General features: G+C 43.9%; 13 protein-coding genes. 5 read left to right on the top strand and 8 right to left on the bottom strand.

The genetic code is table 11. The annotated features are described in order from the left end of the window. Positions 1-40: 40 nt before the first annotated feature. Genes AC1RM2_RS18645 through AC1RM2_RS18655 form a run of 3 tightly spaced genes read right to left on the bottom strand, consistent with a single transcriptional unit; the run spans position 41 to position 2,732 of the window. The gene (locus AC1RM2_RS18645; protein WP_492986678.1) at positions 41-1,099 is read right to left on the bottom strand and encodes an ABC transporter permease; all 1,059 of its coding nucleotides are present in this window, start codon (positions 1,097-1,099) and stop codon (positions 41-43) included. A 2-nt stretch (positions 1,100-1,101) separates the two neighbouring features. Next, positions 1,102-2,253 (bottom strand): BT_3928 family protein, encoded by a 1,152-nt coding sequence (locus AC1RM2_RS18650; RefSeq protein ID WP_492986679.1) that lies wholly within the window; start codon positions 2,251-2,253, stop codon positions 1,102-1,104. Continuing rightward, entirely contained in the window at positions 2,250-2,732 is a 483-nt protein-coding gene (locus tag AC1RM2_RS18655; RefSeq protein ID WP_147053663.1) for a DUF1599 domain-containing protein, read from the bottom strand. Before AC1RM2_RS18655 ends, AC1RM2_RS18650 begins: the two co-directional genes overlap by 4 nt. A 164-nt stretch (positions 2,733-2,896) precedes the next feature. On the opposite strand from AC1RM2_RS18655, the gene folP reads away from it, so the two are divergent. From folP to AC1RM2_RS18670, 3 genes are all read left to right on the top strand, one after another. After that, positions 2,897-3,748 carry a dihydropteroate synthase gene (gene folP, locus AC1RM2_RS18660; protein ID WP_492986680.1) on the top strand — a complete coding sequence of 284 codons (852 nt, stop codon included), beginning with the start codon at positions 2,897-2,899 and terminating at the stop codon, positions 3,746-3,748. A 9-nt stretch (positions 3,749-3,757) separates the two neighbouring features. After that, complete coding sequence (locus AC1RM2_RS18665) at positions 3,758-4,249, top strand: GNAT family N-acetyltransferase (RefSeq protein WP_492986681.1); 492 nt, start codon at positions 3,758-3,760, stop codon at positions 4,247-4,249. A 226-nt stretch (positions 4,250-4,475) separates the two neighbouring features. Further along, the gene (locus AC1RM2_RS18670; RefSeq protein WP_492986682.1) at positions 4,476-4,979 is read left to right on the top strand and encodes a GtrA family protein; all 504 of its coding nucleotides are present in this window, start codon (positions 4,476-4,478) and stop codon (positions 4,977-4,979) included. Positions 4,980-4,990: 11 nt separating this feature from the next. Here AC1RM2_RS18670 and AC1RM2_RS18675 read toward each other — a convergent pair whose 3' ends face one another. The 5 genes from AC1RM2_RS18675 to AC1RM2_RS18695 form a co-directional block, all read right to left on the bottom strand. Then, complete coding sequence (locus AC1RM2_RS18675; protein WP_492986683.1) at positions 4,991-5,647, bottom strand: carotenoid biosynthesis protein; 657 nt, start codon at positions 5,645-5,647, stop codon at positions 4,991-4,993. Continuing rightward, positions 5,644-6,732 (bottom strand): glycosyltransferase family 2 protein, encoded by a 1,089-nt coding sequence (locus tag AC1RM2_RS18680; RefSeq protein WP_492986684.1) that lies wholly within the window; start codon positions 6,730-6,732, stop codon positions 5,644-5,646. The genes AC1RM2_RS18675 and AC1RM2_RS18680 overlap by 4 nt, the downstream gene beginning before the upstream one ends. Before the next feature lies 1 nt (position 6,733). Further along, the gene (locus AC1RM2_RS18685) at positions 6,734-7,399 is read right to left on the bottom strand and encodes a 1-acyl-sn-glycerol-3-phosphate acyltransferase (protein WP_492986685.1); all 666 of its coding nucleotides are present in this window, start codon (positions 7,397-7,399) and stop codon (positions 6,734-6,736) included. A gap of 64 nt (positions 7,400-7,463) precedes the next feature. Beyond that, positions 7,464-8,087, bottom strand: a complete 624-nt coding sequence (locus tag AC1RM2_RS18690; protein ID WP_492986686.1) for a 1-acyl-sn-glycerol-3-phosphate acyltransferase — start codon at positions 8,085-8,087, stop codon at positions 7,464-7,466. Beyond that, entirely contained in the window at positions 8,084-8,902 is an 819-nt protein-coding gene (locus AC1RM2_RS18695) for an alpha/beta fold hydrolase (protein WP_492986687.1), read from the bottom strand. The genes AC1RM2_RS18690 and AC1RM2_RS18695 overlap by 4 nt, the downstream gene beginning before the upstream one ends. 285 nt (positions 8,903-9,187) lie before the next feature. Between AC1RM2_RS18695 and AC1RM2_RS18700 the strand changes: the two genes are divergently transcribed. Both AC1RM2_RS18700 and AC1RM2_RS18705 read left to right on the top strand, forming a co-directional pair. Beyond that, positions 9,188-9,733 carry a YciE/YciF ferroxidase family protein gene (locus tag AC1RM2_RS18700; protein WP_492986688.1) on the top strand — a complete coding sequence of 182 codons (546 nt, stop codon included), beginning with the start codon at positions 9,188-9,190 and terminating at the stop codon, positions 9,731-9,733. A gap of 338 nt (positions 9,734-10,071) precedes the next feature. After that, the gene (locus AC1RM2_RS18705; protein ID WP_147053654.1) at positions 10,072-11,127 is read left to right on the top strand and encodes an AAA family ATPase; all 1,056 of its coding nucleotides are present in this window, start codon (positions 10,072-10,074) and stop codon (positions 11,125-11,127) included. Positions 11,128-11,361: the final 234 nt, after the last annotated feature.

Genomic DNA, 11,361 nt, shown 5'->3' on the forward strand with positions numbered 1-11,361 from the left:
CGACCTAAAAAGTCCTTTGTCCAAAGTCCTTGCTCCACTATCAGCTTAATTTTACCCTCGGATCTATCCAAACGTAAATTATATCTACCAGGATACTAATCACCACAAATATAAAGGCAATAAAGAGGATTGAACCCATTACCACCGGAAAATCCGACATTTCCAGCGCATCAACCGTGGCTTTGCCCAGGCCGTTATAGCCAAAAATGTATTCTACAAAAAATGAACCGGCCAGCAGCGATGCAAACCAGTTGGCAATGGCGGTTATTACCGGGTTTAGCGCGTTTTTTAGCGCATGTTTATAAATGATGGTATTGTTGCTTAATCCTTTGGCTTTTGCCGTACGGATATAATCCTGCCCTAAAACATCGAGCATGGCATTACGGGTGAGCTGGACAATAATAGCCAGCGGACGCAAGCCGAGGGTGATCATGGGCAGCACCAGGTTTTTAAGCGTCATCACCTCGCCCCGGAAAGGGTCGTAACTAAACAAACTGCCCGACATGTTGAGGCCGGTGTATTTACTCAGCTCAAAACCAAATATCCAGGCGATGATGATACCCGCGAAAAAAGCCGGTGCAGAGATGCCCAAAGTTGAAAAGCCTATTGCCAGCTTATCAATCCAGGTATCTTTATGAACGGCACTCAGCACGCCTAAAAATACGCCGATTACAATAGCGAAGATCATGGCCGTGGTAGCCAATACCATAGTATTAGGGATAACCTCCAGCAGCAAACTTGCCACATCCTTACGGGTTTGGTATGATCGACGCAGGTAAGGCCATTTTAGCCCAAGCACTTTGGCATCGCTTATAGCAAATAGTTTTACGTAGTGGTAACGTTGCTGTTCTTCGGCAGTATTCAGGTGGATGCCTACGGGCGAAAGATCATTGATGTAATATAGGAATTGTACCGGCTTTGGCTTATCTAACCCAAATTCCTTGCGTACGGCCTGTAACGATTGCACATCGGCCCGTTGCCCCTGCGTCATGCGGGCGGGATCAACCGGTAAAATATTAAACAAAAAGAAAACTACCAGCACCACCCCCAGCATTACTGCCAGCCCGTAAAATAATTTGCGGATGAGGTAGCTGATCATAGTTATTGTTTTTGGAAATACGTTTTCGCCAGGTCGTCATATTTAGGCACCGAATGGTAGTGCCATTTATTGATGACAAAGCCATTCTTTAACAGGATTACCCCCGGGTTAGAACGGGTCATGGTTTTAAGCGGTACGCCATCGGCATAAAAAACCTCGCTGATCATCCGGTGCTTTTTTACGAACGCCTGCGCGCTTTGCGGCGAATTTGCGGTAAGCAGCATGGTGCGGATATTAAAGTTTTGGGTAGCGTTGATGGCCAGGGCATTCAATTTGTTTATCGCATCTTCGTCGGTTTTATCCAGATCATAAGCTACAATGATGATACTGTAAAAAGGGCTTGCCAGCAGCTCTTTGGTAAAATCATTGCGTTGGGCATCCTGGATAGACAGGTCGCGAATTTTGGGTTCGTAACCTTTTTTTACCAGGCGGTTTTCAGGGTCGCCAACAACCTCCCAGTTAGCATCTTTCCAGATGCCGGTGCTCAGGTATTCCTTATCGGTCATTACCTTGGTTTCCTTAGTCTTCTTATTTTTTAGATGATAAGTAAGCACAAAAATATCTTTAGGCGCATTGGGAGGGGTATCCATTTCGGCCAAAATATTGGCACCAATTTTATAAGGCAAAAAGTCAATTACCGGCAAAAAGTTATAGGTGTACAAGCCAAATCCCACCGATACAAGGGCCGCGCCGACAAGCCATTTATCGCCGGCATTTGCGCTAAATAAGGGTTTTATTTTAGCCCGGTTTACAAATATTACCGCAACCAAAACCAGTAAAACCATATCCTTGCTAAACGATTGCCATGGGGTAAGCGGTATAGCATCGCCAAAGCAGCCGCAGGTTTGTACCACTTTAAAAAAGGCCGAGTAGAAAGTTAAAAAGCCGAAAAAGATAATGAGCAGCAATAAACCCCAGGCTACTTTTACCGGCCGCACGCCAATAAGCAGGGCAAAACCCAGGATCATCTCCAGCGCGCAAAGCAAAATGGCTATGGTTAACGACAGATCATTCAGGAACGTGATATGGAAAACCTCGAAATACTCAACCAGTTTATAAGAAAAGCCCAATGGGTCGTTGGCTTTTATCAATCCGGAAAATATGAACAGTAAGCCTACCGCTATCCTGCAAAACCAAATCAAAGCGTTCTTCATTTTACTCCAAGTTTTATAAGGGCAAATACCGCGTAATTCAGCATGTCCTGGTAATTGGCTTTTACCCCTTCAGATGCTTCGGTAAGGCCCTGGTTGTCTTCAATTTGTTTAACGCGCAGCAGTTTCATGAGTATCAGATCGGTTAATGAGCTGATGCGCATATCGCGCCAGGCCTCGCCGTAATCGTGATTTTTGGCAAACATGAGCTCTTTGGTTTCCAGCACCCTATCGTCAAACATGCGTTCAACATGGTCAACTGCCAGTTCCTGCGGGGTTTCGGGCGAGCTATCCAGCTGCATCATGGCTATAACGCAGTAGTTTACAATGCCAATGTACTCGCCGGTAATATCGTCGCCCACTTTCGAAATCTTTTTTTCTTCGAGTGTACGGATGCGTTGTGCTTTAATAAAAATCTGGTCGGTGATAGATTGCAAACGAAGGATGCGCCAGGCGGTACCATAGTCGCGGGTCTTTTTCATGAAAAGGCCCTTACAATTGTTTATTACCGCGTCGTATTCTGCTGATGTGTTAGCCAATGGTCTGAATATTTTAAAGTTGGAGCGTTCTAATTACGGGGATATGCTACCGCTATAAAGTTATTAACTTTACCACATTAACCCCTGTCAATATTACAACAAACAAAGTGGCTAAAGATACATTTTTTCGTAAAAAGATAACCCTGAATGCAGGAGGGAAACTTATCAACCTGGCTACGCCGAAGGTAATGGGCATAATCAATATTACGCCCGATTCTTTTTATGCCACCAGCCGTAAACCTTCTGTTGAGGAAGCTTTGCAACAGGCCGGAAAGATGCTGGCCGATGGCGCTACGTTTTTAGATATCGGGGCTTATTCGTCGCGCCCAGGCGCTGTCGATATTAACGTTGCCGAAGAAACTGACAGGCTGTTACCTGTTATTGAGGCCATTGTCGCCACTTTCCCGGATGCCATTTTATCAGTAGATACTTTCCGTTCACGGGTTGCCGAAGCCGCAGTTAAAGCGGGAGCGCATATGATTAATGATATATCGGGCGGCACGCTGGATGCCGGTATGTTTAACACGGTGGCCCGCCTGCAGGTACCCTATATTTTAATGCACATGAAGGGCACCCCCCAAACCATGGTGCAAATGGCGCAGTACGATGATGTTTTTAACGAGGTGCTGGATTATTTTGTAAGTAAATATCAACAGCTAAAACAACTGGGCGTACATGACGTGATTATCGATCCCGGCTTCGGTTTTGCCAAAAAGCAGCAGCATAATTTTACGCTGATGAAGCGGATGCAGGATTTTGATATTTTGGAGCTGCCGTTATTAACCGGCATCTCGCGCAAAAAAATGGTTTACGGTTTATTGGGAGGCACCGCTGCGGATGCATTAAATGGCACAACCGTTTTAAATACCATCGCACTGAGTAAAGGCGCCAATATTTTGCGGGTACATGATGTAAAAGAGGCTGTTGAGGCGGTGAGGATTTGGGAGGCTTGCCAGTAAATATTTCGTATGGAAATCCAGGTAGCTACAACGGCAGATATTGAGGCGATAACCCATGTGGAGATTGAAAGTAAATTACAATCGTTTCCCGAATTGATGGAGCCGCGCGATATCGACTTTGAAACAAGGACTTACCGGTGGAAAACTTATTTTGCAAAACAATCGCCCGCCAGCGCCAGGCCGCAAAGGGTTATATTTAAGGCTATTGATCAGGATAGGATGGTAGGGTACCTGGCGGTACACCTTACAAGCCGCTATGATAAGGATGCCGAAATTCAATCGTTTTATGTGTTGAAAGAATATCAGCGCCGTGGGATTGGCACGGCACTTTTAAAGGAGGCCATAAGTTGGGCTATGAACCTTAAAGCCAAAAGTTTGTGTGTGGGCATAGCTCCGGAAAACCCATATCAACAATTTTACCTGAAATATTGGGGCATTTTTTTAAACCCGCACTGGATTGTTTGGGATGATATTGGCATGTTGAAATCAAAATTGGAATAAGATATCTTCCCGACTACCGCTGGGTTTCCAACCCGCGGTTAACATGGTTTCAGCTTTCGGTTGAACTGAAGCCAAAGGCTTCAACCAGTTTTACCCACGAGTTAGGCTGCGCTAACCTCGCGGGAGAAATAGAAGGCCGAAGCCGCCATCCATCAGTACTGCGTTTTTAGTAAACAAACCACCTTGCCCAACTTTATTTTAATTATTTTACCTTTGCCTATAATCTATGAGAAAGGTACACGATTTTATAAGGCGCACTATTTTTTATATTATTGATCTGTTTTACAAGCCCTTTAAAAAATGGATGCCCTTACATACCTTCCGTTACGCGGCATGTGGCGGGGGCAATGTAGTGTTTGATATAACACTGTTTTCGTTTTGTTATAACTTCATTTTTAAAAAGCAAAACCTGCATATCGGGGCGTATACTTTAAGCCCGCACATCGCGTCGCTGGCGTTATCTTTCAGCATATCTTTTTGTACCGGATTTTACCTGAACAGGTATATTGTTTTTAAAGAATCGGGCCTGAGCAAAAGGGGGCAGCTTTCGCGCTTTGTTTTGGTAAACGCCATCTGCATAGTTTTAAACGTAATATTCCTGAAAATTCTTGTTGATTGGCTGGGCATCTATCCAACACCATCAAAAATTATAGCTACGGTATTTATTGCCTGTTTCAGCTATTTCAGCCAAACGCATTTTTTCTTTAAAACTAAAAAGGCAGCGGCCTAAGCAGTGCCGTATCAATTCAGCAAGCCCAAGATCAGAAAAAATATAAATTCCATAGCCAGCAAAACCGGACCGGCTTTACTTTGAGGCGGGAATTTAAATTTCTCGAATATAAAAAGCATCAACCCGCTTACAGCAAACCAGCACGCATAATTTTTTATGGGGATGGTATCGCCTGCCCAATGCCAATAATCAAAATGGATAGCTACGGGTTCAATGAAGATATCAAGTAAAACCAGCACCAATGCCCCGGCAAAAATGCGGACGTAAATATTTTTGATGCGGCTGCGCTGCATAAGTACCCCGGTAGCATAAATAAGCAAAAACCAGTTGATACCAATCATCAGCGGAACACCCAATAATTTAACGCCCAGCGTTTCGCCATACGCATAGCTGCCAAATAGCCAGCCGGTATGCACCCCAATAAGCTCGGCAACAAAACCCAACGTAAACAGCAGCAAGGTAAACAATCCGAATTTAGCATCGGGACGGTTATGACTGCAGATGATAACGCCCGCCATGAGCAATAAATGCCAGGGAACCAGATCCAGAAATTTAGTATCGATACCCGAAACGTTAAAACCAACAGTGCCTACCGCGTGAAAAAGTATGATGATAATAATGGCAATACGCTCGGTTTTTACGCTGCCGGTTGATAATTGCGTGTTCAAATCCTACGCCCCTTCCATACGGTGGTTTTGGTGAGATATTTTTGGATGGATATAAAAGCGACAATCATCATATTGGTCATTTGCAGCGGATGCAATAATACGTTATACAAAGCATTTTGTCCCGATGTAAACGAGATCATTATCCGCGTAAGGATGATGAGGCCGCCCATAAACAGGATGAGGGGCAGGTTCAGCGTCATGATCAACAGCAGCGGAAAAATGATAACCAGCAGCAGGTACATCAAAAAGCCCAGGATGCTATAGTTAAACGCCGCCAGGAAATTTTTACTAAAGCCGGCCAGTGCTTCGGTATAGCTTTTGTACATGCGACAACTGATCATGCCGTTGGCCAGCAGGGCCTCGCCGTTATAAGCCTTGGCTTTTATAAGCCGCATAATTTCTACATCCTCTACCACTTTATCTTTTACCGCTTTGTGCCATTGCTGTTGGTGATAAATAGGGGCATCAAACAGCATAAACTGCCCGCTGGCTGCTGCAACAGACGGATTTTTTACCAGCGATATCAACCGCACAGGCAAAAGGTTCAATAAAATAAAATGCATCAGCGGCACCACCAGGTTTTCGCCTAAAGTTTGCATTTGCTGGTTAGCAAACAGGCTTAACAGGCCCAGGCTGCTGGTGTGCATACGGTGTACAGCACTGTTTATTAAACCGGGCTGTACCTGCTCATCGGCATCCAAAAAAAGCAGGTAATCGCCGTCGGCCTGTAAGGCAAGCTGATGACAGGCAAAATTTTTGCCTATCCAGCCGGCAGGTAACTCCGCTCCTTTGATTACTTTAAATTGAGGATGCGTTTGGGCAAATTTTGCACACACCGCATAGGTATCATCTGTCGAGCCATCGTCAAGCACCAGTACTTCATAGTGTTGATAATCCTGCTGACGGATGGATCGCAGAAGGGTTAATATATTGCCGGCCTCGTTGCGGGCAGGGATCAGGATGGATACCTTATCGGTATAGTGTTTAGCTACACGCCGTAATTTAGGATCGGATATAAAGTTGAACAGGGTTACTGTAAAACGCAGGATAATGAAGAAAAGGGTGATTAATATAATTACGGTCACTTTATATATCAAATTGCGTTTGAAGCAGTTTTGAACTGCTGTAATGTTGCTGATAGGCCTCTTTTAAACCGGCGATGTTTGTATAGTTATTGTTATCTCTTTTCAAATAAACGGTCGCCGTGCTCTTTTTATGTTTAAAGTACTGAATAAATGTTGAAGCAAATAGCAATTGGTATTTTCCTTGTGCTTTTTGCATAATCCGGAATACGCCTTTATCAAAACGCACATCCTCCACATAATTTGAAAACAGTTTTCCCTGCGGAAAAATGAGTACTAAGTTTTGCGAATCATCCAAAAGCCGGGCTGCATAATCAAGCGACTGGATGATATCCCTCGATTTTTTGGTGACCGAAAACGCCCCCGCAAATTTAAGATAGTGCAGCATATGTACCGTTTTTTCCTCAACCATTACATGGTATCGCTTTTTTAACAATTTTTCGGTTACGCAATATAATATTAACCCATCCCAAAAACTAAAATGATTGGCTATCAGCAGCATCGATTTGTTTTTATCAATTTCGACATCATTAAACAACACCTCATGAAACTGCCGTGCTACTATCCACTTTACGTAATAATGGATAATGCGGTTTATAAAAATATTCTTTTTATTGTAGATCACTTTTTGGTGAGTTGTGAGTGGCGAGTTGTGAGTGTTTTGAACCAAGCTACCAAAATTTGATTTAACTTTCCGACTTCCGGACTTTCGGACTCAAGACTCCCGACTCAAATTAATGTTTCATATTTATCTGGTTTAAAAGTGCCTGCCGGTGAAAATCGTTTACGCGTTGTTTTAACTCGTCAAAAGTAAACTCACCGGCTATGCCACAATCAAAAAGGTGAACGTATGCCCGGGGCTTTAAGCTTTCAAAATAATCGATCAGTGTGCAGTTGTACACCACCTGGCATGGGCCTTTAATTTGCTGTATGAGCTTATAGGTGCCTTTTTGTATCTCAATATGAGTTTCATGATTTGATCGTATCTCGCCCTGCGGGCACATCATAACCAGGTTACGGGCATCGTCCAACAACCCGGCCGCGTAAGTTAATGACGAGTCGCTTTGGCGCGCGCCCCTGATTATTGAAAACATACCTACATAACGCAGGTAAGTATATTTAAGGGCATGATCGTGATGCATCATTAAATGCCACCGCCGTTTTATGCCTTTAACAGCCACATAATTTGATAAAAACGACTCCCACCAGCTAAAATGGTTACACAGCATCAACACCGAATGCCCGGGCTTTGCCTCAAAAGGCACGATGTTAATTTCCTTAAAATTGCGGCCCAGCCACCAGCTTATACCCCGCAGGTATAGTGCGCTTAACGAGTCGGATTTTTTGGCCTTTATCATCTGTTTTCACCTGTTAAATATTCGTCCAATGCTTTGGTAACCAGCCAATGCCCCATTTTAACTTGATGGATTTCAATATTTTCCGCAGTTGCTATAAAATCTTTAGCTACTGATTTGGGGAAAAGATGGTCGTCTGTACCAAATATCAGCGTGCATTTTATTTTATACTGGTTAACAAGCGCTGCTATTTTTGGTACATCGGGGTTTAGCAGCTTTATCAAATTTAAGGTATAATAAGTATCAAGCCTTTTTTTTGGGGTATCAATTTCGTTGTAGGCTATCTGGTAAAGGCTTTCATCAATTACCCCAACCGCTTTTACAACCTTTAATAAAAACGGGGCCAGCCAGCTGCTTTTAGTGGCCACGCGAAAAATAGATTTGCCGAACAGGTTGTGTGTTATCATATGAAAGCCGGTACGGGGGGTAAGCCCGTCGGGCGCCATCAGTATTATTTCGTCAATTAAATGGGCGTATTCCTCAACCAGGGTAAGCGCAAGGCTGGCGCCCAGTGAATAACCCAATACGGAAATGCGCTGCTCGCCATAAATTTTAAACCACTCCTGCAAATAATTGTACATCATTTCTTTCGTCATGCCTGCGCGGATCTGTTTATCTGTCCAGCCATCTAAACGGCTCTCGCCATGAAAAAAATGATCAAAGCCGTACACGTGGTATTTGGTTAACAACGATTTTTCGAGCACGTGAAATTGCCTCCCCGTCATCCCATAACCATGGAATGCCAGTAACGGTTTTGGGCCGGTACCATATTCATGAAAATGTACTTTACCCAAACCGGGTAGTTGTAAAAAACCCATTGCCGCAATAATAACAATTATACAGGAATATATGTGATTCCTGTTTTACACCACAAATTACGAGTTAGTGCAATAGCACAAAATGCCGGGGTTTAGTTGCTGACGCTTCATAATTACATAGGGTACTAATTTACATACACCAGTAATTTTCAAAACTATACAGGTATTGTTTAAAACGCTGCTTTTACGTTAAAATATTTCATTGTAATTAATATTATTGATAAATAACTAAACTTGGCATTGCCTTTGTATTTAAATCGGCACATAACTTAACAAACATTTACTATGGCAATTACCAAAACAAAGGCTCCTGAGCAAACATTGGATGTACAGGACTCGGCATTGAATGAATTATTTATAGATGAACTGAAAGACATCTACTGGGCCGAAAAGCATTTGACAAAGGCTTTACCCAAAATGGCAAAAGCAGCAACATCTGATGAATTGCGTGCCGCTATTGAAAACCACTTAAGTGAGACCGAGAGGCAAATTACCCGCCTGGAAGATGCTTTTGCATCGATAGACGAAAAGGCAGTGGCCGTAAAATGCGAGGCGATGGCCGGTTTAATTAAAGAAGGCGAAGAAATAATTGCCGAAACCGAAAAAGGCAGCATAACCCGCGACGTAGGTATCATTTCGGCTGCCCAAAAAATTGAGCATTACGAAATTGCCTCATACGGAACCCTTAAAACATTAGCTACCGTATTAGGCTATAATGAAGCCGCCGAGCTTTTGGACTCGACCTTACAGGAAGAAAAGAACTGCGACAGCTTACTTACCAAAATAGCCGAAGCCGGAATTAACCAAAAATCAAAAACAGAAAAGGCTTAACAACCTCTTGCTAACTGATAACACAAAACGCCATTGCGATGTAAAACAATGGCGTTTTGTGGTTTAAATTGAAGCCTGCTTTGCGGGCTTTTAAGTTTTACAATGCGGGCAAATGTGTGCCAGGTTAAATAAGCGGCGTCTTTTGAAGAGTAAGTCCGTCGCTCTACAATCCCGAACATGGCAACCCGCAACACGCGCCACGCAACCCAACCCGATAAAAAACCTATATTTACAGCTAACACTTAAAGATTTAACAAATTTTAACAATTAAACGTGGAATTTTTTTAGCAGAAAAAAGTTTGTGTGTTTAAGTTTGCTCTCGAAATAAAAAAGGGTTCATGGAAGAATTTAAAAGTAGTACAGAAAATGTTTCATCGGGGGCTGTTACCGGCAGCACATCGTATTCAACAGATATCAGGGCGCTTAATGAAATGATACAACGCGAAAGCGCTTTTATCGATCTGCTTAAGATGGAGATGGATAAAGTGATCGTGGGGCAAAAATATATGGTTGAACGTTTGCTGATCGGTTTATTGGCCGATGGGCATATTTTGCTGGAAGGTGTTCCGGGGCTGGCAAAAACTTTGGCTATCAATACGCTGGCCAAATGTATTCAGGCCGATTACAGCCGCATCCAGTTTACGCCCGATTTATTACCTGCCGATTTGGTGGGTACCATGATCTACAACCAAAAGAAAGAAGAATTCATTGTTCGTAAAGGGCCATTATTCTCCAACTTTATTTTGGCCGATGAAATTAACCGTGCGCCTGCCAAAGTGCAAAGCGCGCTTTTAGAGGCCATGCAGGAGCGCCAGGTAACCATTGGCGATAACACCTTCCCGCTGCCAAACCCGTTTTTGGTACTGGCTACCCAAAACCCTATTGAGCAGGAAGGTACTTACCCGCTGCCCGAAGCACAGGTTGACCGCTTTATGCTGAAAGTGGTAATTACTTATCCTGAGCGTGAAGAAGAAAAAAGAATTATCCGTTCCAGCATATTACCGGGCGGTATGCCAAAACCATCGCCGGTTATTAAACCCGAAGAGATTGTGCGTGCCCGTAAAATAGTTCGTGAAGTTTACATGGACGAGAAGATTGAGCAATACATCATCGATATTGTTTTCGCTACCCGTTTCCCCGAGCAGTATAAACTGGCGCACTATAAAAACCTCATCACTTTTGGCGCATCGCCAAGGGCAAGTATCAGTCTGGCGCTGGCAGCAAAGGCCTATGCCTTTATTAAACGCCGCGGCTACGTAATACCCGAGGATGTGCGCGCCATTTGCCATGATGTTATGCGCCACCGTATTGGCTTAAGCTACGAGGCCGAAGCAGAAAACATCACCAGCGAAAATATTATTACCGGGATACTGAATGCGATAGAGGTACCGTAAGGGGCCTATATGCCGACAATCCGGGCCTCTGAGGGTGCACGACGTTTATAGCATGGCGGCAACGACTCACCCGGTCGAGGCTACGCCCGACCACCCTCTCTCCGCTTTCGCGCAAAGAGGGTGAAAAAACAAAAAAATGGGCTTACCCTCTATGCGGCGCAGCCGGAGAGAGGGGCGGCCAGCGAAGCGTAGCCGGGGTGAGTCGTAGCCAGCGTTCAGGAATTACGCTGATGA

Source organism: Mucilaginibacter sp. GW822-FHT03E02, from assembly GCF_058801545.1.

What these genes read in the sequence shown, in the direction of transcription:
- AC1RM2_RS18705 (WP_147053654.1), top strand. Translation starts at nt 10,072, where the DNA reads ATGGAAGAATTTAAAAGTAGTACAGAAAATGTTTCATCGGGGGCTGTT.
- AC1RM2_RS18670 (WP_492986682.1), top strand. Translation starts at nt 4,476, where the DNA reads ATGAGAAAGGTACACGATTTTATAAGGCGCACTATTTTTTATATTATT.
- AC1RM2_RS18650 (WP_492986679.1), bottom strand. Translation starts at nt 2,253, where the DNA reads ATGAAGAACGCTTTGATTTGGTTTTGCAGGATAGCGGTAGGCTTACTG.
- AC1RM2_RS18690 (WP_492986686.1), bottom strand. Translation starts at nt 8,087, where the DNA reads ATGATAAAGGCCAAAAAATCCGACTCGTTAAGCGCACTATACCTGCGG.
- AC1RM2_RS18695 (WP_492986687.1), bottom strand. Translation starts at nt 8,902, where the DNA reads ATGGGTTTTTTACAACTACCCGGTTTGGGTAAAGTACATTTTCATGAA.
- AC1RM2_RS18665 (WP_492986681.1), top strand. Translation starts at nt 3,758, where the DNA reads ATGGAAATCCAGGTAGCTACAACGGCAGATATTGAGGCGATAACCCAT.
- AC1RM2_RS18645 (WP_492986678.1), bottom strand. Translation starts at nt 1,099, where the DNA reads ATGATCAGCTACCTCATCCGCAAATTATTTTACGGGCTGGCAGTAATG.
- AC1RM2_RS18655 (WP_147053663.1), bottom strand. Translation starts at nt 2,732, where the DNA reads ATGAAAAAGACCCGCGACTATGGTACCGCCTGGCGCATCCTTCGTTTG.
- AC1RM2_RS18700 (WP_492986688.1), top strand. Translation starts at nt 9,188, where the DNA reads ATGGCAATTACCAAAACAAAGGCTCCTGAGCAAACATTGGATGTACAG.